This is a genomic window from Streptomyces sp. NPDC001231 (genome assembly GCF_042896885.1).
In the GTDB taxonomy this organism is placed as follows: domain Bacteria; phylum Actinomycetota; class Actinomycetes; order Streptomycetales; family Streptomycetaceae; genus Streptomyces.
The window spans coordinates 246661-268616 of record NZ_JBIAXS010000004.1; the positions used below are offsets into that span (position 1 = coordinate 246661).

Here is a 21956-nt window from a genome sequence, read left to right on the forward strand (position 1 = left end):
CTCCGCCCCACACCCCCGGCGAGGCCCCGCCCCTGCACCCCGCCGAGGCTCCGCCCCAGTACATGGCCCCCCGCCCAACTCCGTAGGCTCAAGTAACCACCTCCTTGGGCTCCGCCCCTGCGTCCCGGGCGTCCCGGCTTGGCTCCGCCCCTGTGTCTCGGCTGGGCTGCGCCCCCTCCCCCGGCGGGGTCCTCCGCGCCTCCCTGTGTGCCCGGGCACGGCTCCGCTCCTGGGTCCCGGGGCCTGGCCGTATCCCACCCTCCGGCCGCTGACCCACTCAGGAGAGCCGCAGCCGCCGCGCCACGGCCGTGGGGCCGATGCCTGTGCGGCCGCGTCGGGGCGGTGGCCCGGGGACGGGCCTGCGGCCGTCAGGGGCGGTTCAGTCCTTGAGGCGGTGTCCCCGGCCCGCCCGCGTGAACGCCCAGTGGGGGACAAGTTGAGTACGCGTACTCAGGCGCGCGGCGTGGTCGCGGTCGCACGATCGGAGGATGCTGTGGTCCGATCCCGAGAACGAGCCGCCGAAGGAACTGCGTGACACGCAGGACATGTTGCGGCGGCTGGGCGTTCTCATGGCACTGGCCATGGTGCTGGCGATGTTCGTGATCGGCGTGAGGTGAGCCGGAGGAGCCGCCGCCGATACGCTGACCGTATGACAGACCAGCCGCGCCGCCGACTCGTGCTCGCCTCCCAGTCCCCCGCCCGGCTCGGGCTGCTCCGGCAGGCCGGGCTCGACCCGGAGGTCATCGTCAGCGGCGTCGACGAGGACGCGGTCACCGCGCCCACCCCCGCCGAACTGGCGCTCGCGCTCGCCGAGGCGAAGGCCTCCGTGGTGGCGGCCCGGCCGGAGGTCCGGGGCGCGCTGGTGATCGGCTGCGACTCGGTGCTCGACCTGGACGGCCACGCCCTGGGCAAGCCCGCCGACGCCGAGGAGGCCACCGCCCGCTGGAAGGCGATGCGCGGCCGGGCCGGCACCCTCCAGACCGGTCACTGCGTCTGGGACACGGAGAGCGGGCGGCACGCCTCGGCCACGGCCTCCACCGTGGTCCGCTTCGGCGAGCCGTCGGACGAGGAGATCGCCGCGTACGTCGCCTCGGGCGAGCCGCTGTACGTGGCCGGCGCCTTCACCCTGGACGGCCGCTCGGCGCCGTTCATCGACGGCATCGACGGCGACCACGGCAACGTCATCGGCATCAGCCTGCCCCTGATCCGCCGTCTGCTGGCCGAACTCGGCGTGGGCATCACCGAGTTGTGGGCGCCGGCCGAGGACTGATCAGGGAGTGCGGGCCTCGGCCGGAGGGGTGAGAGGCCTGGGCGCCTCGCCCCCGTGACCCGTCTCGCCCCCGTGACCCGTGTCGCCCCCGTGACCCGTGTCGTCCGCGGGCCCGGGAGTCTTCTCGGTCCCGGGGCCGCCCGCGCCCCGGGGGGCGCCCGGCACCTCACCGGCCGGTCCCTCCTCGTGGTCGTACGTCATCAGCAGCAGCACGATGAGCCCGAGCACCAGCACCATGAACAGGAACGCCCGCCAGCCCACCAGCCCCCAGGCGAACGCGCCCAGCAGCCCGTGCACCACGGCCGCGCTGATCAGCAGGACGCGTCCCAGGCCGGCCGGGCGGCGACCCCGTACCGCCACGAGCAGGGCGACCAGCCCGCACAGGGCGAAGTAGAGGCCGAAGACCAGACCGCCGGCCTTCGACGAGTTCGACATCACGTTCGGATCCAGGCCGGCCAGGGACATCCGCTGCTGGTGCACGACCTCGCCGAGGAACCAGTTCAGCGCCGCCACGCCCAACGCCTCGGCGAAGAGCACCACCGCCACCACCCACGCCACCGGTCTGCGCACCACCGGTCCCACCCACTTCCGACTGCCGCTCCGTCCGGAGCCCTGTTACCGCGAGTACCGCCGAGACATCGTGAACGCTACTAACGGGTAAACGGGGGGACAAGGGTTCTGCCACCGGCAAAGAATCATTGGGCCATTCGTAGGGACTCCACAAAGAAACGAAGTGCGTCGCAGCACGCCCTCACAGAGACCTTGGCCACATGGGAGGGCTAGGGTTTTCCGGAGGAGTCCTGCGTACAGCGATGCGACAAGGGATTTCGCAGGTCGAGCGCGCCTCGAATCACGCTCCGTGTGGGCAAGCTCACCATCGGGGACGGGTCGAAGTGCCGTGTCGGCAGTCCCTAAACTCGGCTTGTTTCAAGGAGGGAGCCTCAATCGTGCGCAAGGTGCTCATCGCCAACCGTGGCGAAATCGCTGTCCGCGTTGCCCGGGCCTGCCGGGACGCCGGTATCGCGAGCGTGGCCGTCTACGCCGACCCGGACCGGGACGCTCTGCATGTCCGCGCCGCGGATGAGGCGTTCGCCCTGGGCGGTGACACCCCGGCCACCAGCTACCTGGACATCGACAAGGTGCTGAAGGCCGCGAAGGAGTCCGGCGCGGACGCGATCCACCCCGGATACGGCTTCCTCTCGGAGAACGCCGACTTCGCCCAGGCCGTGCTGGACGCGGACCTGATCTGGATCGGCCCGCCGCCGCAGGCCATCCGCGACCTGGGTGACAAGGTCGCGGCAAGGCACATCGCCCAGCGCGCCGGCGCGCCGCTGGTGGCCGGGACCCCCGACCCCGTCTCCGGTGCCGAGGAGGTCGTGGCCTTCGCCGAGGAGCACGGCCTGCCGATCGCCATCAAGGCCGCCTTCGGTGGCGGCGGGCGCGGTCTCAAGGTCGCCCGCACCCTGGACGAGGTCCCCGAGCTGTACGAGTCCGCGGTGCGCGAGGCGGTGGCCGCCTTCGGCCGCGGCGAGTGCTTCGTCGAGCGCTACCTGGACCGGCCGCGGCACGTGGAGACCCAGTGCCTGGCCGACCAGCACGGCAACGTGGTCGTCGTCTCCACCCGTGACTGCTCCCTCCAGCGCCGCCACCAGAAGCTGGTCGAGGAGGCCCCTGCGCCGTTCCTGTCCGACGAGCAGGTCGCCGAGCTGTACCGCGCCTCCAAGGCGATCCTGTCGGAGGCCGGCTACGTCGGCGCCGGCACCTGCGAGTTCCTGGTCGGCCAGGACGGCACGATCTCCTTCCTGGAGGTCAACACCCGCCTCCAGGTCGAGCACCCGGTCACCGAGGAGGTCGCCGGCTTCGACCTGGTCCGCGAGATGTTCCGCATCGCCGACGGCGAGGAACTCGGCTACGACGACCCGCCGCTGCGTGGCCACTCCTTCGAGTTCCGCATCAACGGCGAGGACCCGGGCCGGGGCTTCCTGCCCGCCCCCGGCACCGTGACGAACTTCGCCCCGCCGTCCGGACCGGGCGTCCGCCTGGACGCGGGCGTCGAGTCCGGCAGCGTCATCGGCCCGGCCTGGGACTCGCTGCTGGCCAAGCTGATCGTGACCGGCCGCACCCGCAAGGAGGCCCTCCAGCGGGCCGCCCGCGCCCTGGAGGAGTTCCAGGTCGAGGGCATGGCCACCGCCATCCCCTTCCACCGCGCGGTGGTCACCGACCCGGCGTTCGCCCCGGAACTGACCGGCTCCAGCGACCCGTTCACGGTCCACACCCGCTGGATCGAGACCGAGTTCGTCAACGACATCAAGCCCTTCACCGCCACCGCCGACAGCGCGGAGGCGGACGAGGAGACGGGCCGCGAGACCGTGGTCGTCGAGGTCGGCGGCAAGCGCCTGGAGGTCTCGCTGCCCACCTCGCTGGGCATGTCCCTGGCCCGCACCGGCCTCGCCGCGGGTGCCAAGCCCAAGCGCCGCGCCGCGAAGAAGTCCGGCCCCGTCGCCTCCGGCGACACCCTCGCCTCCCCGATGCAGGGCACCATCGTCAAGGTCGCCGTCGAGGAGGGCCAGGAGGTCAAGGAGGGCGACCTGGTCGTCGTCCTGGAGGCCATGAAGATGGAGCAGCCCCTCAACGCCCACCGCAGCGGCACCATCAAGGGCCTGTCGGCCGACGTCGGCGCCTCCGTCACCTCCGGCGCCGTCATCTGCGAGATCAAGGACTGATCCCCCGGAGCACCCGCACCCACAGGCGCCCGGCGAGCCGCGAGAGCGGCCCGCCGGGCGCCGTGCTTTCCGTAGGGCGGTCGGAAGCCCTTCCCGAGGACGGTCGGAAGCCCATCCCGAAGACAGTCCGAGAGTCCCGAGGACGGCCCGAAGGCCCTCATCGCCTCCGGAGGTCCGCCACCCGCGCGGCCGGGCGTTCCGTGCCGTTCGGCTGTTCCCCGCCCAGGGACGCCGGGCGGAGGTTCGCGCCCGGCGGCTGGGTGCGGCGGGGACCCGGGAGCGGGACCTCACGGCGACGGTCGCGGGGCGGGGGCTGGTCCGCCACCGGGTTTCCCGTCGCGCCGGCCACGGCGATCTGGACGCCCTGGTCGGCGAGGGCCTGGAGCTCGGTGGCCGCGCGGTCGTCGTGGGCCGGGGGCTCGTCCGTCACCAGGCGGGTGATGAGATCGGTCGGGACGGTCTGGAACATCGTGTCCGTACCGAGCTTGGTGTGGTCGGCGAGGACCACCACCTCCGCGGCGGCCTGCACCAGGGCCCGGTCGACGGACGCCGACAGCATGTTGGAGGTGGACAGGCCCCGTTCGGCCGTCAGCCCGCTCCCCGACAGGAAGGCCTTGGACACCCGCAGCCCGTGCAGCGACTGCTCCGCCCCCGACCCGACGAGCGCGTAGTTGGAGCCACGCAGCGTGCCGCCGGTCATCACGACCTCCACGCGGTTGGCATGGGCCAACGCCTGGGCGACCAGCAGGGAGTTGGTGACGACGGTCAGGCCGGGCACCCGGGCGAGCCGGCGGGCCAGCTCCTGAGTGGTGGTACCCGCGCCCACGACGATCGCCTCGCCCTCTTCGACGAGGCTCGCGGCGAGGTCGGCGATGGCCGTCTTCTCCGCGGTCGCGAGATGCGACTTCTGCGGGAAGCCGGACTCCCGGGTGAACCCACCCGGGAGTACCGCACCGCCGTGCCGGCGGTCGAGGAGTCCTTCGGCCTCCAGCGCCCGCACGTCCCGCCGTACGGTCACTTCGGAGGTCTGGACGACGCGGGCGAGTTCACGGAGCGACACGGCACCGTTCGCTCGCACCATTTCGAGGATCAATTGGCGACGTTCAGCAGCGAACACGAAACTGACAGTAACCCCAGCGACCGTCTGCTTTCAGCAGTTTGCGCCGAATAGCAGAAGTTGTTCGCAGGGCAGGGTGCGAAGTGGTATGGGGCCTGGTCCCCTTGCCCGTGCCACCGGCACGGTCCGCAACTCCCCGTGACCGGCGGGGAGTCGGCCCGGACGCCGGACCGCCTACGCCTCGGCCGTCGCCTTGCGCGTGTGCAACTGCCGTGCCACCTCCGCGATCGACCCCGACAGCGAGGGGTACACGGTGAAGGCGTTCGCGATCTGTTCGACCGTCAGGTTGTTGTCGACGGCGATCGAGATGGGGTGGATCAGTTCCGAGGCGCGCGGGGCGACGACCACGCCGCCGACCACGATCCCCGTGCCCGGACGGCAGAAGATCTTGACGAAGCCGTCCCGGATGCCCTGCATCTTGGCGCGCGGGTTGCGCAGCAGCGGCAGCTTCACACAGCGGGCGTCGATCTTGCCGGCGTCCACGTCGGCCTGGGTGTAGCCGACGGTGGCGATCTCGGGGTCGGTGAAGACGTTGGAGGAGACCGTCTTCAGGTTCAGCGGGGCCACCGCGTCGCCCAGGAAGTGGTACATCGCGATGCGTCCCTGCATCGCCGCCACCGACGCCAGCGCGAAGACTCCGGTCACGTCGCCGGCCGCGTACACGCCCGGAGCCGTCGTCCTCGACACCTTGTCGGTCCAGATGTGACCGGACTCGCGCAGTTTGACGCCGGCCTCCTCCAGGCCGAGCCCGGCGCTGTTGGGGATGGCGCCGACGGCCATCAGGCAGTGGCTGCCCGTGATGACCCGGCCGTCCGCCAGCGTCACCTCCACACGGTCCCCGACCCGCTTGGCCGCGGCGGCCCGCGAGCGCGCCATGACGTTCATGCCGCGGCGGCGGAAGACGTCCTCCAGGACCGCGGCCGCGTCCGGGTCCTCACCCGGCAGCACGCGGTCGCGGGAGGACACCAGCGTGACCTTCGAGCCGAGTGCCTGGTAGGCGCCGGCGAACTCGGCACCGGTGACGCCCGAGCCGACCACGATGAGTTCCTCGGGCAGCTCGGTGAGGTCGTAGACCTGGGTCCAGTTGAGGATCCGCTCGCCGTCCGGCTGGGCGTCGGGCAGCTCGCGCGGGTGGCCGCCGGTCGCGATCAGCACGGCGTCCGCGGTGAGCCTCTCCTCGCTCCCGTCGGCCGCCCTGACGACGACCGTGCGCGACCCGTCGAGCGCCTGCATGCCCTCCAGCCGGCCGTGCCCGCGCACGACCCGGGCGCCGGCCCGCGTCACGGAGGCGGTGATGTCGTGGGACTGGGCGAGCGCCAGCCGCTTCACCCGGCGGTTGACCTTCCCCAGGTCGACGCCCACCACCCGGCCGGCCTGGTCCGCCGGAAGATCCTGGGCGGGGCCGCCGTCGGAGGGGGTGTCGGCGACGATGATCCCCAGTTCCTCGTACGAGGAGTCGAAGGTGGTCATCACCTCGGCCGTAGCGATAAGGGTCTTCGACGGCACGCAGTCGGTCAGCACCGACGCTCCGCCCAGACCGTCGCAGTCGACGACGGTCACCTCCGCGCCGAGCTGCGCCGCCACCAGCGCCGCTTCGTAGCCGCCGGGTCCACCACCGATGATCACGATCCGAGTCACGTACTCCATTGTCCCGCACCGTTCAAGGTGCTACGGCCCCGGGGCGTCGGCGCGGGGCACTCCCGTTGCGCATGGGACCCGTGAGGCGGGTGCGCGGCTGCCGTACGCTCGACGCATGTCGCTCTATGCCGCATACGCCGGCAATCTCGACGCGCGGCTGATGTCCCGCCGCGCCCCGCACTCGCCGTTGCGTGCCACGGGCTGGCTGAACGGCTGGCGGCTGACCTTCGGCGGCGAGCAGGTGAGCTGGGAGGGCGCGCTGGCGACCCTGGTCGAGGACCCGATCTCCCAGGTCTTCGTGGCCCTGTACGACATCGCCCCGATGGACGAGGACGCCCTCGACCGCTGGGTGGGGGTGGGCATGGACGTCTACCGGCGCGCACGCGTGCGCGTCCACACCCTGGACGGCGAGGAACGGGCCTGGGTCTACGTCCTCAACGCCTACGAGGGCGGTCTCCCCTCCGCCCGCTACCTCGGCGAGATCGCGGACGCGGCGGAGTCGGCGGGGGCGCCCCACGACTATGTGATGGAGCTGCGGAAGCGGCCGTGCTGAGCGGCGCGGGGCTCCCGAAGACCTGAACGAAAGCCTGGGCGGGCCCCTCCGGCGCCGCCCCTCGCCGGAAACGACAAGACAACGATCGCATTGCCGTGACCACTGACATCTACGCGCGTAGGCGAATACCGGCTACGCTCATCCGCGTGAACGCATCTCTTCTTCCGGACGACATCCAGGGCGATCCGTACGCCGCCGCCGACGCCGCCGCCGCGCGCCTGCGCGAACTCACGGGTGCCGAGTCCCACGACGTCGCCCTCGTGATGGGGTCCGGCTGGGCGCCGGCCGTCGACGCCCTGGGGACCCCCGACGCCGAGTTCCAGGTCACCGAGCTGCCCGGATTCCCGCCGCCGGCGGTTGAGGGCCACGGCGGCAAGATCCGCTCGTACGCCATCGGGGACAGACGCGCGCTGGTGTTCCTGGGCCGCACCCATTACTACGAGGGCCGTGGCGTGGCCGCCGTGGCCCACGGTGTGCGCACCGCTGTCTCGGCCGGCTGCAAGACGATCGTGCTCACCAACGGCTGCGGCGGCCTGCGCGAGGGCATGCGCCCCGGTCAGCCGGTGCTGATCAGCGACCACCTCAACCTGACGGCGACCTCGCCGATCGTCGGCGCCAACTTCGTCGACCTCACCGACCTGTACTCGCCGCGCCTGCGCGCCCTGTGCAAGGAGGTCGACCCCACCCTCGAGGAGGGCGTCTACGCCCAGTTCCCCGGCCCGCACTACGAGACGCCGGCGGAGATCCGCATGGCCCGCACCATCGGCGCGGACCTGGTCGGCATGTCCACCGTCCTGGAGGCGATCGCCGCCCGCGAGGCGGGCGCGGAGGTCCTCGGCATCTCCCTGGTGACCAACCTCGCCGCGGGCATGACCGGCGAGCCCCTCAACCACGAGGAGGTCCTCCAGGCGGGCCGCGACAGCGCCACCCGCATGGGCTCCCTGCTGACCCAGGTGCTGGGCCGCCTGTAGACCCCGGCACACCCCGGCACCCCGCAGCACGCCGAACGGCCGGCGGCACCCGCGAAGGGAGAGCCGCCGGACCGCGGCAGGGGCCGTGGGGTGCGCCGGCGGCCCCTGCCGCGCACTTCGTCTGCGCCCGGCGGTCTCCGCCCGGCACGGCCTCGGAACTCCGGGCAGTACGCTCGCGCGCGGCGGCCGGACGCGCCCCACGGCCCCGCCCCCCAACGCATCCCAGGTGCCCCGGCACCCACCCGCCGGAGGCAGACGGCCCAGGCCGACAAACTCACGAGAGGCTGACCCCAACGTGCACGACGACCTCATCGCACGGGCCAAGGCGTGGCTGGCCGAGGACCCCGACGCCGACACCCGTGACGAACTCGCCCGGCTCCTCGAAGCCGGGGATACCGAGGAGCTGACCGCCCGCTTCGCCGGCACGCTCCAGTTCGGCACCGCCGGCCTGCGCGGCGAACTCGGCGCCGGGCCCATGCGCATGAACCGCTCCGTCGTCATCCGCGCCGCCGCAGGCCTCGCCGCGTACCTGAAGAAGAACGGGACCGCCCACGGGGACGAGAACGCCGGCCTCGTCGTCATCGGCTACGACGCCCGGCACAAGTCCGCCGACTTCGCCCGCGACACCGCCGCCGTCATGACGGGCGCCGGACTGCGCGCCGCCGTGCTCCCCCGCCCCCTCCCCACCCCGGTCCTCGCCTTCGCCATCAGGCACCTCGGCGCGGTCGCCGGTGTGGAGGTCACCGCCAGCCACAACCCGCCCCGCGACAACGGCTACAAGGTCTACCTGGGCGACGGCTCCCAGATCGTGCCCCCGGCGGACGCCGGAATCGCCGCCGAGATCGACGCGATCACCACGCTCACCGCGGTGCCCCGCCCGGACTCCGGCTGGGACACCCTCGACGGCTCCGTCCTGGAGGCCTACCTGGCCCGTACGGACGCGGTCCTCGCCCCCGGCTCGCCGCGCACGGCCCGCACCGTCTACACGGCGATGCACGGCGTCGGCAAGGACACCCTCCTCGCCGCGTTCGCCCGGGCCGGCTTCCCGGCCCCGGACCTGGTCGCCGAGCAGGCCGAGCCGGACCCGGACTTCCCGACCGTCGCGTTCCCCAACCCGGAGGAGCCCGGCGCGATGGACCTGGCGTTCGCCCGGGCCCGCGCGACCGGCCCCGACCTGATCATCGCCAACGACCCCGACGCCGACCGCTGCGCGGTGGCCGTCGGGCACGGCACCGACTGGCGCATGCTGCGCGGCGACGAGGTGGGCGCCCTGCTCGCCGCCCACCTGGTCTCCCGTGGCGTGACCGGCACCTTCGCGGAGTCGATCGTCTCCTCCTCCCTCCTCGGACGCATCGCCGGGAAGGCGGGCCTGCCGCACGAGGAGACGCTCACCGGCTTCAAGTGGATCGCCCGCGTGGAGGGTCTGCGCTACGGCTACGAGGAGGCCCTCGGCTACTGCGTCGACCCCGACGGCGTACGCGACAAGGACGGCATCACCGCCGCCCTCCTGATCACCGAGCTGGCGTCCCGGCTCAAGGAGGAGGGCCGCACCCTGCTGGACCTCCTGGACGACCTCGCCGTCGAGCACGGCCTGCACGCCACCGACCAGCTCTCGGTCCGCGTCAAGGACCTCTCGCTGATCGCCGACGCGATGCGGCGCCTGCGCGAGCAGCCCCCGACCGCGCTCGCGGGCCTGCCGGTCACCCGTTCCGAGGACCTCACCCGGGGCACGGACCGGCTTCCGCCCACGGACGGCCTGCGCTACACCCTCGACGGCGCCCGCGTCATCGTCCGCCCCAGCGGTACGGAGCCCAAGCTGAAGTGCTACCTGGAGGTCGTGATCCCGGTCGGCACCCACGCCGACCTCCCGGCGGCCCGCGGCAGGGCCGACGCCCTGCTGGCGTCGATCAAGCGGGACCTGTCGGCGGCGGCGGGCATCTGACCCGTACGAAAACGGAACGGAACGGGTGCCCTCTGAGCGAGGGCACCCGTTCCGTTCCGAAGGTCACGCGATGTGACGCCGACGCGCCCGCGTCACCCCACCGCGATCAGAATCGCCAGCACCACCGCACCGGCCAGCGCCGGACCCACGATCTCGTACGCCCAGCGGACCGTCACCTCGCCCTGGGCGGACTCGGCGTGCTCGCGGGCCTCCTGGACCTCGCGCAGGTCGTTCATGAACTGGTCGGTGTCCGTCCGGATGGGATCGCGGTCCGCGGCGGTGTCACCGGCACCGACCCTGGTGCCACCCGTCGCGCGTGCGGTCGCGACGGTGGCCCGCGCCTGCCGGCGGGCGGCCCGCTTGCGCGCCCGCAGCGACACGGGCAGCGCCCACAGCTGGTACTTGGTGCCGGCCTTGTCGAACACCTCGTTGGAGTAGCCGGAGCGCAGGCCGGAGACCTGCCCCCAGGGCAGCACGATCACGCGGAAGGGGTTGCGGACACGCAGCCGGTCGGAGTTGGCGTACACGGCGGGCCGCACGGTGAAGGCGACCACGAGCGGCACCGCGAGGATCATCCCGGCGAGCGCCAGCCACGGGGTACGGCCCTGGCCGGTGACCAGCGCGTCGATGCCCAGCCACAGGATGATGGCGAGCAGCAGGACACCGCCCGCGATGCCCGCGGACGACCGGTGGACCCGGTCCTGGAACTCGGAGGCGGAGGGCTGCGGCGCGGGGGGTTCGTGCTCGGGCGTCGTCATGGCCCCGATTGTGCCCGACGTCCGCGGGCGCCCTCATCCGCGGTGCGGGAGCACGGAGCGAGCACGGAAACCAGCACCCCGCGGAATATGGCCGGGGGCACAATCTGGACTCAAGGGGTGTACAGCCGCTACGCGCGTAGATATGCTCGCCTGGTGACCATGCCCACCACTGCACCCCCTCTCGCTGACGTCACCGCGTCCGACAGCACGCTGCGCCGCTTCCTGCACGGGCTGCCCGGCGTCGACGCGGTCGGCCTGGAGGCGCGCGCCGCCTCGCTCGGCACCCGTTCCATCAAGACCACCGCGAAGGCGTACGCGATCGACCTCGCCATCTCGATGGTCGACCTGACGACGCTGGAAGGCGCGGACACCCCGGGCAAGGTCCGGGCGCTCGGCGCCAAGGCGGTCCACCCCGACCCGACGGACCGTACGGCCCCCGCCACGGCCGCGGTCTGCGTGTACCCCGACATGGTGGCCACCGCGAAGGAGGCCGTGGCCGGCTCGGCCGTGAAGGTCGCCTCGGTCGCCACCGCCTTCCCGGCCGGCCGGGCGCCGCTGGACATCAAGCTGGCGGACGTGCGCGCGGCGGTCGCCGCGGGCGCCGACGAGATCGACATGGTCATCGACCGCGGGGCGTTCCTCGCCGGCAAGTACCTCAAGGTGTACGACGAGATCGTCGCCGTGAAGGAGGCCTGCGGGACCTCTGCCCGCCTGAAGGTCATCTTCGAGACCGGCGAGCTGTCGACGTACGACAACATCCGCCGCGCGAGCTGGCTCGGCATGCTGGCGGGCGCCGACTTCATCAAGACCTCCACCGGCAAGGTCGCCGTCAACGCCACCCCGGCCAACACGCTGCTCATGCTGGAGGCCGTCCGTGACTTCCGGGCGCAGACCGGCGTGCAGGTGGGCGTGAAGCCGGCCGGCGGCATCCGCACCTCCAAGGACGCGATCAAGTTCCTGGTCCTGGTCAACGAGACCGCCGGCGGGGACTGGCTGGACAACCACTGGTTCCGCTTCGGCGCCTCCTCGCTCCTGAACGACCTGCTGATGCAGCGCCAGAAGCTGGCCACCGGCCGCTACTCCGGCCCCGACTACGTGACGGTGGACTGAGCCCCATGAACACGGAAAACCCGCTTTCCCCCTTCGCCTACGCACCGGCTCCCGAGTCCCGGTCGATCGTCGACATCGCGCCGTCCTACGGTCTGTTCGTCGACGGCGAGTTCGCCGAGGCCGCCGACGGCAAGGTCTTCAAGACGGTCTCCCCCAGCACGGAGGAGGTGCTGTCCGAGGTCGCCCAGGCCGGCGAGGCGGACGTGGACCGCGCGGTCAAGGCGGCCCGCAGGGCCTTCGCGAAGTGGTCGGCGCTGCCCGGCTCCGAGCGCGCCAAGTACCTGTTCCGCATCGCCCGCATCATCCAGGAGCGCGGCCGTGAGCTGGCCGTCCTGGAGACGCTGGACAACGGCAAGCCGATCCGGGAGACGAGGGACGCGGACCTGCCCCTGGTGGCCGCGTACTTCTTCTACTACGCCGGCTGGGCCGACAAGCTCGACCACGCGGGCTACGGGCCGAACCCGAAGCCGCTCGGCGTGGCCGGCCAGGTCATCCCGTGGAACTTCCCGCTGCTGATGCTGGCGTGGAAGATCGCCCCGGCGCTGGCGACCGGCAACACGGTCGTGCTCAAGCCCGCCGAGACCACCCCGCTCTCCGCGCTGTTCTTCGCGGACATCTGCCGCCAGGCGGGCCTGCCGAAGGGTGTCGTCAACATCCTTCCCGGCTACGGCGACGCGGGCGCCGCGCTGGTCGCGCACCCGGACGTGAACAAGGTCGCCTTCACCGGCTCCACGGCCGTCGGCAAGGCGATCGCGCGCACGGTCGCGGGCACGGACAAGAAGCTCACCCTCGAACTGGGCGGCAAGGGCGCCAACATCGTCTTCGACGACGCGCCGATCGACCAGGCCGTCGAGGGCATCGTGAACGGCATCTTCTTCAACCAGGGCCAGGTCTGCTGCGCGGGCTCGCGCCTGCTGGTGCAGGAGTCGATCCACGACGAGCTGCTGGACTCCCTCAAGCGCAGGCTCTCCACCCTGCGTCTGGGCGATCCGCTCGACAAGAACACCGACATCGGGGCGATCAACTCCGCCGAGCAGCTGGCCCGGATCACCACGCTCGCCGACCAGGGCGAGGCGGAGGGCGCCGAGCGCTGGTCGCCCGCCTGCGAACTGCCCGAGAGCGGCTACTGGTTCGCCCCGACGCTGTTCACCGGTGTCACCCAGGCGCACACCATCGCCCGTGACGAGATCTTCGGCCCGGTGCTCTCCGTCCTCACCTTCCGCACCCCGGACGAGGCCGTCGCCAAGGCCAACAACACCCCGTACGGGCTCTCGGCGGGCATCTGGACGGAGAAGGGTTCCCGGATCCTGGCGGTGGCGAGCAGGCTGCGCGCCGGTGTCGTCTGGTCCAACACGTTCAACAAGTTCGATCCGACCTCGCCGTTCGGCGGCTACAAGGAGTCGGGCTTCGGCCGCGAGGGCGGCCGGCACGGCCTGGAGGCGTACCTCGATGTCTGAGAAGTCCGAGAAGTCTGGGGCGACGACCGAACCGCGGCTTTCGGTCCTCAAGACCTACAAGCTGTACGTGGGCGGCAAGTTCCCGCGTTCCGAGAGCGGCCGGGTGTACGAGGTGAGCGACTCCAAGGGCAACTGGCTGGCGAACGCACCGCGGTCGTCCCGCAAGGACGCCCGTGACGCGGTCGTGGCCGCGCGCAAGGCGTTCGGCGCGTGGTCCGGCGCGACCGCGTACAACCGGGGCCAGATCCTCTACCGCGTCGCGGAGATGCTGGAGGGCCGCCGCGAGCAGTTCGTCCGCGAGGTCGCCGAGGCCGAGGGCCTGTCCAAGGCCAAGTCGGCCGCGCAGGTCGACGCGGCGATCGACCGCTGGGTCTGGTACGCGGGCTGGACCGACAAGATCGCCCAGGTGGTGGGCGGCGGCAACCCGGTCGCGGGCCCGTACTTCAACCTCTCCTCCCCCGAGCCGACCGGCGTGGTGACCGTCCTGGCCCCGCAGGAGTCGTCGTTCCTGGGCCTGGTCTCGGTGATCGCCCCGGTGATCGCGACGGGCAACACGGCGGTGGTGGTCGCGAGCGAGAAGCACCCGCTCCCCGCGCTCTCCCTCGGCGAGGTGCTGGCCACCTCCGACCTGCCGGGCGGTGTCGTGAACGTCCTGTCCGGCGGTACGGCGGAGATCGCCACGCCGCTCGCCGCGCACCAGGACGTCAACGCGATCGACCTCGCGGGCGCCGACGCCGAGCTGGCGAAGGAGCTGGAGGTCGCGGCGGCGGACAACCTCAAGCGCGTCCTTCGTCCACAGCCTGTGGATTACTTCGCGACGCCGGGCATCGACCGTATGACGGCCTTCCTGGAGACCAAGACGGTCTGGCACCCGACGGGCTCCCTGGGCGCCTCCGGCTCGTCGTACTGAGCCGCCCGGGGCGCCGCACCGCGCCTCCCCCGCACAGACGAGAGCCGCGCCTCCCCTCCGTCCGGGGGAGGCGCGGCTTTCCGCGTGCGCGCGTCAGCGCACCGACTCTCCGCGTGCGCGCGCGTCAGCGCACCGAGCCGAGCAACTGCCCGACGACCGGCACGGCACCCACCGACGGGGCCTGGGCCACCGGGCCTGTGAGCATCTTCGAGCTGACCGGCCGGAAGTCGGCGAGCTGGGTGCCGACGCCGTTGTCGAGCGGGTCGACACCGGTGCCCGCGAGCGGGTTGGGCTTGAGGGCCGTGACCGTTCCGGTGGTGTGGCCGACCGTGCCGGTCAGTGCCTGCACGCCCGTCTGCGGGTCGGCCTTGCCGAGGGAGCCGAGCAGTCGGCCCTCGCCCCCGCCGGGGAGGATGTCCGCCGAGGCCGTTGTCGCGCCCACGCCCAGGGCGGCCCCGGCGGTGGCGACGGCGAGCAGAGCACGCCGGGCGGTGGAGTGAGGGAAGGACGCGTGTCGGGCCATTGCTGATGCCACCTTCTGCTGCGTTGGGTAACCAGAACAGTACACAGCGTTGGGGGCTGCCGGGGCTTGGCTGAGCTGGAGTGTGTTCTGGCGTGCACGAGAGAGAGCCGGCGGTCGCATCCGGGGCTGCGTGCTGCCGTTGCGGTGGGAGCAGGAAACCCGTCCCCGCACTCCCGGACCACGGACACGATCCGTGCCGCCGGACCGCGGAGCGAAAGCGGGAGGCCAGAACGCCCAACACCGTTCGGGGCGTTCGGCTGAGCACGAGGCCTGGCAACAGGACCCGTTACCGCTCAGTCTTCAGGAACGGTAGTTGAGACGTAACCCACGTTCCAAAGCCGACCCGCGGGGTCGGCAGGCGGGCCACCATGCGTCAAACTGGTGTTCCGTGAGCCTTCATCCCCCGTCACCCGCCCGTGTCGTGCTGCTGTGCGGCCCCTCGGGCTCGGGCAAGTCCCTGGTAGCCGCCCGCTCCGGACTGCCCGTGCTGCGCCTCGACGACTTCTACAAGGAGGCCGGCGACCCGACCCTGCCGCTGGTGGCGGGGAGTTCGGACATCGACTGGGACCACCCCGGCTCGTGGGACGCGGACGTCGCGGTCGCGGCGATCAGCCGGCTGTGCGCGACGGGCACCACGAACGTGCCGGTGTACGACATCTCGCTGAGCGCCCGCACCGGTGAGAACACCCTGCACATCGGCCGCACCCCGCTGTTCATCGCGGAGGGCATCTTCGCCGCCGAGATCGTGACGCGCTGCCGGGAACTCGGCGTCCTGGCCGACGCGCTGTGCCTGAACCGCGGACCGGCCAGGACCTTCCGGCGGCGCTTCCTGCGGGATCTGAAGGAGGGCCGCAAGTCGGTCCCGTTCCTGCTGCGCCGGGGCTGGCGGCTGATGCGCGCCGAGCGGTCGATCGTGGCCCGTCAGGTCGCGCTGGGCGCCCACGCCTGCGACCGGGACGAGGCCCTGGGCCGGCTGGCCGCCGCGGCGGCGGGTCGGCAGGCGCAGACACGGACGGCCGCGTAACCGGCTTACGGCACAGGGTCGTACACACCTCGTACGCGCCTACGCGCCTCGTACGCCCCTCTCGTCGTACGCGCCTCGTAGCACCTCTCGCGCGTCAACGCGCGTGCGCACGCGAAAGCGGGACTGGACAGACCCCCCGGTCCTCCAGTCCCGCTCCCTTGGTGCTCCCCCACACTCCCCCGTGTTCCCCCGTGTCCCCAGGGACTCCCCCGTCCCCCGAGTCCCCGTTGTTCCCCCGGTTCCCCCGTCCTTTTTCCCTCCCCCGTTGTTCCCCCCGTTTTCCCTTCCCCCGTTTGCCCTTCGGCCGGCTCAGGCGACGAGCTCGCCGAAGGACTCCTCACGGTCACGGCCGAAGCTGAGGACCTCGTCCTCGCGCAGCCGGCGCAGGGACCGCCAGATGCTGGACTTCACCGTGCCGACGCTGATGCCGAGTATGTCCGCGATCTCCGGGTCCGTACGGCCCTCGTAGTAACGCAGGACCAGCATGGTGCGCTGGAGTTCGGGCAGCCGGGCCAGCGCCTGCCACAGGACCGTGCGCAGCTCGGTGCCGCGCATGGCGTCCGTGTCGCCGGGCGTCTCCGGCAGTTCCTCGGTCGGGTACTCGTTGAGCTTGCGGCGCCGCCAGGCGCTGATGTGCAGGTTGGTCATGGTGCGGCGGAGGTACCCGCCGACGGCCGCCTTGTCACTGATCCGGTCCCACGCCCGGTAGGTCGAGAACAGCGCGCTCTGCAGCAGGTCCTCGGCCTCGAAGCGGTCGCCGGTGAGGTGGTAGGCGGTTGCGTACAGGGAGGCGCGGCGCTCCTGGACGTAGGCGGTGAACGCCGCTTCGGCGTCCACGGTCTCCGACAGTGCGCGGCGCTCCCCCGGACCCTCCCCGTACGCGGTTCCCCCGTGTGTTTCCCCCGTGTGAGCGTCAACCACCGTCATGCGGGGCTGAGGCCCCTGCTGCGCATGCGCGGTGTGCTGACGCCCGGTGCCGCGAGCGCACCCCCGCCCGCTCACGGCACCGGACTTCTCCGAAGACCGGGCCACGTCGTGCAGACGCGTGACCACTGCGCTGTGGCTGGTGCTGTGCAGCGTGTTCATTCGCGCCCCCCGTCGTGGAGTTCCGGTGTTCCGCTCTGTTCCTTGCCCCGTGCCGAAAATCTTGCCGTGGTCACTTCATGGCCATGTCCGCCGACTGTCACAGACCTGTCACAGGGGTACGGAGCCCGTGGGCGCGAGGTGTTCGCTGACGCGCTGCAGAAGAAGCTGCGTGGGAAGCGCTGGCCCGGCTGGACACCGCGTCGGAGTCGGGGACGGCGAGCGGGGTGGAGGTCACCACGTGCCGCGGCGAGCCGCGGCTACCGCTACAGGGCAGCGATAGCGGGACGCAGAAGATCCGTGGCGGGATTCGAGCGCATGAGTTCCCTGCCTGCCTCTGCCCGGGCCCGTCGCTCATCAGCACGCTGGAGGTAGTGGCGACACGTATCGGCGATTTTCGCGTAGTCGGTGAAGGCCAGACCTGAGTCGAACCGGGATTCCTCTTCGATGTCACAGCCGCGCTCGGACACTACGAACCTGCCGTTCGCCAACAGGTAGGAAACCCTTACAATCTCAAAGACCTTGGCTTCGTAGAAGTGAATGTTCAACACGATCTTCGCTCTGGCCAGCAGAGCATCGCGCGCTCCGCCATAGAGGCCGAACCGGGCGACGGCATTGAGCCCCTCCGAAGCGAGGTGCTGGATCGGAGCGAGGCGGCGTTCGTTCAATGAGCCGATGAGCAGCACGTCGATGTCCTCCTCGACCACTGGCCGCATTCGCTCCAACTCCGGAACGTAGCCGATGGGGACATGCTGGACCTCGCCCACCCCCAAGCGCTCGAGTTCGGCGATATTACGAGCGCTGTAGTCCCACACCGTGCACTTTCGGAACAAATCCAGCAGACCCTGCGTGACCCAACGGGAACCAGCGGAAATCTGCTCCAAGTTATACAGGATGGACTTCTCCGGCAGGACTTCCGCCGGGCTCGGGTAATTCCCTAGAAGGTTGGATCCGAAAATGATGTGCCTGCGGCCCGGCAGACGAGGATCGTGGGTCAGCACACTGTCATGGCCTAGGTGCAGCAGCGCCCGATGCACGGTTTCAGCGACCTCTTTGAACGCTTCCCAATGTTGATACCCCTGCGGACGAAGAACAGTGACCGCGAATCGCATGAACATCTCCTCCTGTCTCAGACGCCGCCATGCCGATCCAGCCGCGTTGCGCAGTACCCTGTCGGCGGTGAACAGGTCCGGCTTGAATCGATGAGAACTGGGGATTGTCTTCATTTGTGATCAATGGCCTTCAGGAGACCGCTGTGCGGAAACAAAGGTCCGGCGAGGCGATCCGGGTGCACGCGCGGAGTCCGGTGACGTGATCGCGTAGTGATCCATCGCCGAGCCGGTGGGCGGGAGGCAGCCGTCGACGAGGCGGGGTCGGTACAGGGGTCTTGATGACCGTCGTCATTCGTGGGAGATGTGCGGGAGCGCTCCAGGTGTCGAAACCCCACGCCCACATGGGCCAGAATGAGGCTCGTGCCTTCCCTGTTGCTGATCGAGGACGACGACGCCATCCGAACGGCCCTGGAGCTCTCACTGACGCGCCAGGGACACCGGGTGGCCACCGCTGCCAGCGGTGAGGACGGTCTGAAGCTGCTGCGCGAGCAGCGGCCGGACCTGATCGTGCTGGACGTGATGCTGCCCGGCATCGACGGGTTCGAGGTGTGCCGGCGCATCCGGCGCACGGACCAGCTGCCGATCATTCTGCTCACCGCGCGCAGCGACGACATCGACGTGGTGGTCGGGCTGGAGTCCGGAGCCGACGACTACGTGGTCAAACCCGTGCAGGGGCGGGTGCTGGACGCCCGGATCCGGGCCGTGCTGCGGCGCGGCGAGCGGGAGGCGAACGACTCGGCGACCTTCGGCAGCCTCGTCATCGACCGGGCGGCGATGACCGTGACGAAGAACGGCGAGGACCTCCAGCTGACCCCGACCGAGCTGAGACTGCTGCTGGAGCTGAGCCGCCGGCCCGGGCAGGCGCTGTCCCGGCAGCAGCTGCTGCGGCTGGTGTGGGAGCACGACTACCTCGGTGACTCGCGGCTGGTGGACGCCTGTGTGCAGCGGCTGCGCGCCAAGGTGGAGGACGTGCCCTCGTCCCCGACGCTGATCCGTACCGTGCGCGGCGTCGGTTACCGCCTGGACGCGCCTCAGTGACGGACGAGCGGGGCGGGCTCCGGGGCTGGGCCTCGGGGCGCAGGGGAACGTTGTCCCGGCTGCGGTTCACCAGTCTGCGCCTGCGGCTGGTCGTGGTCTTCGCGCTGGTGGCGCTGACCGCGGCCGTGTCGGCGTCCGGGATCGCGTACTGGCTCAACCGCGAGGCGGTGCTCACCCGCGCCCAGGACGCGGCGCTGCGCGACTTCCAGCAGGAGGTGCAGAACCGCGCGAGCGCGCTGCCGGTGCACATCACGCAGGACCAACTCCAGCACACCGCCGGGCAAATGGCCGGCAGCAGCCAGCGCGTCAGCGTGCTGCTGGTCGGCCAGGACGCGAACGGCAGGACGCTGTACGGCAACTCCGGCGGGCTGAACGGCTTCTCGCTGGAGGACGTGCCCGCCTCGCTGCGCACCGCGGTGAACAGGCAGCAGCCGCTCTCCTCGGCCAACAAGGCGCCCTACCACCTGTACTGGCAGCGGATCGTCATGCACGGGACGCCGTACCTGGTGGCCGGCACACGGGTGATCGGTGGCGGCCCGACCGGCTACATGCTCAAGTCGCTGGAGCCGGAGGCCAAGGACCTCAACTCGCTTGCCTGGTCCCTGGGCATCGCCACCGGACTGGCGCTCGTCGGTGCCGCTCTCCTCGCCCAGGCCGCCGCCACGACGGTGCTGAAGCCGGTGCACCGGCTGGGAGTCGCCGCGCGCCGGCTCGGCGAGGGCAAGCTCGACACCCGGCTGCGGGTGTCCGGCACCGACGAACTCGCCGACATGTCCCGCACGTTCAACAAGGCGGCCGAGGCGCTGGAGAAACGGGTCGCCGACATGGCCGCCCGCGACGAGGCCTCCCGCCGCTTCGTCGCGGACATGAGCCACGAGCTGCGTACGCCGCTGACCGCCATCACCGCCGTGACGGAGGTGCTGGAGGAGGAGCTGGACTCCGAGAGCGGCGGCATCGACCCGATGATCGAGCCGGCGGTCCGGCTCGTCGTCAGCGAGACCCGGCGACTGAACGACCTGGTCGAGAACCTGATGGAGGTCACCCGCTTCGACGCGGGCACGGCCCGGCTGGTGCTGGACGACGTCGACATCGCCGATCAGATCACCGCCTGCATCGACGCCCGTGCCTGGCTGGACGCCGTGGAGCTGGACGCCGAGCGCGGCATCCACGCCCGGCTCGACCCGCGCCGCCTGGACGTCATCCTCGCCAACCTCATCGGCAACGCGCTCAAGCACGGCGGCTCGCCGGTGCGGGTGTCGGTGCGCGAGTCGGCCGCGGAGGCGGAGCGGCCCGCCGAGATCGTCATCCAGGTGCGCGACCACGGGCCGGGCATCCCCGAGGACGTCCTGCCGCACGTCTTCGACCGCTTCTACAAGGCGAGCGCGTCCCGGCCGCGCTCCGAGGGCAGCGGCCTCGGACTGTCCATCGCCCTGAACAACGCGCACATCCACGGCGGCGGCATCACCGCGGCCAACTCGCCCGAGGGCGGAGCGGTCTTCACGCTGCGGCTGCCGCAGGACGCCTCCACGCTCGCCGAGGAGCGGTCGGAGGGTGAGCGGTACGAGGAGAACGGCGTGAACGGCGTGAACGGCGTGAACGGCTCGAACGGCCCGAACGGGGCCACCCGATGAACGCACGCCGACTTCTTCCGGCGGCGCTGACCGCCCTGGGCCTGCTGCTCGCCGGGTGCGGGATCCGGCCCACCGAGGTGCCCACGGACTTCGGCGGCGCGCCCTCCCGTGTGCCCTGCTCGCTGTCCCAGCCCGACCTGACCATCCAGTCCTCGCGCGGCGTGCCCGTACAGGTCTTCCTGTTGTGCGGCTCGTCGCTGGTGACCGTCGACCGGACGGTACGGGTGCCGGAGGGCACCGCGGACGCGAGGCGGCGGGTGATCGTGGCCCAGGGGCTGCTCGACCAGCTCGCCGCGCCGCCGTCGACCGGCGAGAAGGCGGCCGGGTACACCACGCACGTCCCGGACGGCCTGAAGGTCGAAGGGCCGCACCCCGGTGACCCCGCCGACACGCTCCGGCTGAGCAGCGCGCCGGCCGGCCTCGCCCTGTACGCCCTCGCGCAGATCGTGTGCACGCTGTCCGACTCGGCCGCCGCCGAAGGGGACGGCTCCGTCGTCCTCGGCGGCCCGGACGACACGGCGCTGCGCCGCTACGACTGCACCGGGGAACTCCGCTCCCGACCAGGCACCACCCTGCCACCGTCGACCCAGGTGACCACGGGCTGACGCGGGCCGGCACACGGGTGCGGGCCACGGGTGCGCCGCTCGGTTGCAGCACACGAGTGCGACACAGGGCCGCGGCCACACAGGCTTGGCACAGGGCCGTGGCACACGGGTGGCGCTGGGCCGCGGCACACGGGCGCGGCGCACGGGTGGGACGCTCGGCCGTGGCACACGGCGCGGCGCTGGGCCGTGACACACGAGCGCGGCGCACGGGTGGGACGCTCGGCCGTGGCACACGGCGCGGCGCTGGGCCGTGAGACACGAGCGCGGCGCACGGGTGGGACGCTCGGCTGTGGCACACGGCGCGGCGCACAGGCTTGACGCTGGACCCTGGCACACAGGTGCGGCGGGCAGGTGTGACACAGGGCCGTGGCACACGAGCGCGGGCACAGGGGTGGGGTGCTCAACCGTGGCACACGAGCCCGGCGCATGGGTGTGACACAGGGCCGTGCCGCACAGGTGCGGTGCACAGGTGTGCCGCGGGGGCGTGGCGC

The 21956-nt window shown here is 71.6% G+C and carries 20 protein-coding genes; 13 read left to right on the forward strand and 7 right to left on the reverse strand.

Annotated elements, in window-relative coordinates; all coding sequences use genetic code 11:
• The first annotated feature begins 488 nt into the window (after positions 1–488).
• Both mmpB and ACFY3J_RS07405 read left to right on the forward strand, forming a co-directional pair.
• Complete coding sequence (gene mmpB, locus ACFY3J_RS07400; RefSeq protein ID WP_141359021.1) at positions 489–617, forward strand: morphogenic membrane protein MmpB; 129 nt, start codon at positions 489–491, stop codon at positions 615–617.
• 32 nt (positions 618–649) lie between these two features.
• Entirely contained in the window at positions 650–1270 is a 621-nt protein-coding gene (locus ACFY3J_RS07405) for a Maf family protein (RefSeq protein WP_390840490.1), read from the forward strand.
• On the opposite strand, the gene ACFY3J_RS07410 is transcribed toward ACFY3J_RS07405, so the two are convergent.
• Positions 1271–1843 (reverse strand): hypothetical protein, encoded by a 573-nt coding sequence (locus ACFY3J_RS07410; RefSeq protein WP_384172280.1) that lies wholly within the window; start codon positions 1841–1843, stop codon positions 1271–1273.
• 374 nt (positions 1844–2217) lie between these two features.
• Between ACFY3J_RS07410 and ACFY3J_RS07415 the strand changes: the two genes are divergently transcribed.
• On the forward strand, positions 2218–3993 hold the full coding sequence (locus ACFY3J_RS07415; RefSeq protein WP_384172283.1) for an acetyl/propionyl/methylcrotonyl-CoA carboxylase subunit alpha: 1776 nt from the start codon (positions 2218–2220) through the stop codon (positions 3991–3993).
• A gap of 157 nt (positions 3994–4150) precedes the next feature.
• Here the strand turns inward: ACFY3J_RS07415 and ACFY3J_RS07420 are convergent, their stop codons facing one another.
• Both ACFY3J_RS07420 and ACFY3J_RS07425 read right to left on the reverse strand, forming a co-directional pair.
• Positions 4151–5110, reverse strand: coding sequence for a DeoR/GlpR family DNA-binding transcription regulator (locus ACFY3J_RS07420; protein ID WP_384172286.1), 960 nt, complete (start codon positions 5108–5110; stop codon positions 4151–4153).
• 174 nt (positions 5111–5284) lie between these two features.
• On the reverse strand, positions 5285–6757 hold the full coding sequence (locus ACFY3J_RS07425) for an NAD(P)H-quinone dehydrogenase (RefSeq protein WP_384172289.1): 1473 nt from the start codon (positions 6755–6757) through the stop codon (positions 5285–5287).
• A gap of 106 nt (positions 6758–6863) precedes the next feature.
• Between ACFY3J_RS07425 and ACFY3J_RS07430 the strand changes: the two genes are divergently transcribed.
• The 3 genes from ACFY3J_RS07430 to ACFY3J_RS07440 all read left to right on the forward strand — a co-directional run bounded on the left by ACFY3J_RS07430 (position 6864) and on the right by ACFY3J_RS07440 (position 10214).
• Positions 6864–7301 carry a gamma-glutamylcyclotransferase gene (locus ACFY3J_RS07430; RefSeq protein WP_361415818.1) on the forward strand — a complete coding sequence of 146 codons (438 nt, stop codon included), beginning with the start codon at positions 6864–6866 and terminating at the stop codon, positions 7299–7301.
• Between the two features lie 146 nt (positions 7302–7447).
• Positions 7448–8272 (forward strand): purine-nucleoside phosphorylase, encoded by an 825-nt coding sequence (locus ACFY3J_RS07435; RefSeq protein ID WP_384172294.1) that lies wholly within the window; start codon positions 7448–7450, stop codon positions 8270–8272.
• 295 nt (positions 8273–8567) lie between these two features.
• Entirely contained in the window at positions 8568–10214 is a 1647-nt protein-coding gene (locus tag ACFY3J_RS07440) for a phospho-sugar mutase (RefSeq protein ID WP_384172297.1), read from the forward strand.
• Between the two features lie 92 nt (positions 10215–10306).
• Here ACFY3J_RS07440 and ACFY3J_RS07445 read toward each other — a convergent pair whose 3' ends face one another.
• Entirely contained in the window at positions 10307–10972 is a 666-nt protein-coding gene (locus ACFY3J_RS07445; protein WP_384172300.1) for a PH domain-containing protein, read from the reverse strand.
• A gap of 159 nt (positions 10973–11131) precedes the next feature.
• Between ACFY3J_RS07445 and deoC the strand changes: the two genes are divergently transcribed.
• Genes deoC through ACFY3J_RS07460 form a run of 3 tightly spaced genes read left to right on the forward strand, consistent with a single transcriptional unit; the run spans position 11132 to position 14449 of the window.
• The gene (gene deoC / locus ACFY3J_RS07450) at positions 11132–12082 is read left to right on the forward strand and encodes a deoxyribose-phosphate aldolase (RefSeq protein ID WP_384172643.1); all 951 of its coding nucleotides are present in this window, start codon (positions 11132–11134) and stop codon (positions 12080–12082) included.
• A gap of 5 nt (positions 12083–12087) precedes the next feature.
• On the forward strand, positions 12088–13539 hold the full coding sequence (locus ACFY3J_RS07455) for an aldehyde dehydrogenase family protein (RefSeq protein ID WP_390840491.1): 1452 nt from the start codon (positions 12088–12090) through the stop codon (positions 13537–13539).
• Positions 13532–14449, forward strand: a complete 918-nt coding sequence (locus ACFY3J_RS07460) for an aldehyde dehydrogenase family protein (protein WP_384172306.1) — start codon at positions 13532–13534, stop codon at positions 14447–14449. Before ACFY3J_RS07455 ends, ACFY3J_RS07460 begins: the two co-directional genes overlap by 8 nt.
• 124 nt (positions 14450–14573) lie before the next feature.
• On the opposite strand, the gene ACFY3J_RS07465 is transcribed toward ACFY3J_RS07460, so the two are convergent.
• Entirely contained in the window at positions 14574–14972 is a 399-nt protein-coding gene (locus tag ACFY3J_RS07465; protein ID WP_384172309.1) for a hypothetical protein, read from the reverse strand.
• A 388-nt stretch (positions 14973–15360) separates the two neighbouring features.
• Here ACFY3J_RS07465 and ACFY3J_RS07470 point away from each other — a divergent pair, with 388 nt between their 5' ends.
• A complete protein-coding gene (locus ACFY3J_RS07470) occupies positions 15361–15996 on the forward strand; it encodes a uridine kinase (RefSeq protein ID WP_384172312.1) in 636 nt (211 codons plus the stop codon).
• A 309-nt stretch (positions 15997–16305) separates the two neighbouring features.
• Here the strand turns inward: ACFY3J_RS07470 and ACFY3J_RS07475 are convergent, their stop codons facing one another.
• Positions 16306–17082, reverse strand: coding sequence for a SigE family RNA polymerase sigma factor (locus ACFY3J_RS07475; protein WP_384172315.1), 777 nt, complete (start codon positions 17080–17082; stop codon positions 16306–16308).
• Positions 17083–17345: 263 nt separating this feature from the next.
• The gene (locus ACFY3J_RS07480) at positions 17346–18305 is read right to left on the reverse strand and encodes a hypothetical protein (protein ID WP_390840493.1); all 960 of its coding nucleotides are present in this window, start codon (positions 18303–18305) and stop codon (positions 17346–17348) included.
• A gap of 246 nt (positions 18306–18551) precedes the next feature.
• Between ACFY3J_RS07480 and afsQ1 the strand changes: the two genes are divergently transcribed.
• The 3 genes from afsQ1 to ACFY3J_RS07495 are packed head-to-tail and all read left to right on the forward strand — an operon-like array spanning position 18552 to position 21465.
• Entirely contained in the window at positions 18552–19229 is a 678-nt protein-coding gene (afsQ1, locus tag ACFY3J_RS07485; RefSeq protein ID WP_037868090.1) for a two-component system response regulator AfsQ1, read from the forward strand.
• The gene (locus tag ACFY3J_RS07490) at positions 19226–20860 is read left to right on the forward strand and encodes an ATP-binding protein (RefSeq protein WP_390840494.1); all 1635 of its coding nucleotides are present in this window, start codon (positions 19226–19228) and stop codon (positions 20858–20860) included. The genes afsQ1 and ACFY3J_RS07490 overlap by 4 nt, the downstream gene beginning before the upstream one ends.
• Positions 20857–21465 (forward strand): hypothetical protein, encoded by a 609-nt coding sequence (locus ACFY3J_RS07495; protein WP_384172324.1) that lies wholly within the window; start codon positions 20857–20859, stop codon positions 21463–21465. Before ACFY3J_RS07490 ends, ACFY3J_RS07495 begins: the two co-directional genes overlap by 4 nt.
• The last annotated feature ends 491 nt before the right edge of the window (positions 21466–21956 follow it).

Bases quoted from the DNA above. Each gene is read 5' to 3' on its own strand.
- mmpB (WP_141359021.1), top strand. From the start codon at position 489: ATGCTGTGGTCCGATCCCGAGAACGAGCCGCCGAAGGAACTGCGTGAC.
- ACFY3J_RS07405 (WP_390840490.1), top strand. From the start codon at position 650: ATGACAGACCAGCCGCGCCGCCGACTCGTGCTCGCCTCCCAGTCCCCC.
- ACFY3J_RS07425 (WP_384172289.1), bottom strand. From the start codon at position 6,757: ATGGAGTACGTGACTCGGATCGTGATCATCGGTGGTGGACCCGGCGGC.
- ACFY3J_RS07430 (WP_361415818.1), top strand. From the start codon at position 6,864: ATGTCGCTCTATGCCGCATACGCCGGCAATCTCGACGCGCGGCTGATG.
- ACFY3J_RS07445 (WP_384172300.1), bottom strand. From the start codon at position 10,972: ATGACGACGCCCGAGCACGAACCCCCCGCGCCGCAGCCCTCCGCCTCC.
- deoC (WP_384172643.1), top strand. From the start codon at position 11,132: ATGCCCACCACTGCACCCCCTCTCGCTGACGTCACCGCGTCCGACAGC.
- ACFY3J_RS07455 (WP_390840491.1), top strand. From the start codon at position 12,088: ATGAACACGGAAAACCCGCTTTCCCCCTTCGCCTACGCACCGGCTCCC.
- ACFY3J_RS07460 (WP_384172306.1), top strand. From the start codon at position 13,532: ATGTCTGAGAAGTCCGAGAAGTCTGGGGCGACGACCGAACCGCGGCTT.
- ACFY3J_RS07465 (WP_384172309.1), bottom strand. From the start codon at position 14,972: ATGGCCCGACACGCGTCCTTCCCTCACTCCACCGCCCGGCGTGCTCTG.
- ACFY3J_RS07475 (WP_384172315.1), bottom strand. From the start codon at position 17,082: ATGAACACGCTGCACAGCACCAGCCACAGCGCAGTGGTCACGCGTCTG.
- ACFY3J_RS07480 (WP_390840493.1), bottom strand. From the start codon at position 18,305: ATGAAGACAATCCCCAGTTCTCATCGATTCAAGCCGGACCTGTTCACC.
- ACFY3J_RS07495 (WP_384172324.1), top strand. From the start codon at position 20,857: ATGAACGCACGCCGACTTCTTCCGGCGGCGCTGACCGCCCTGGGCCTG.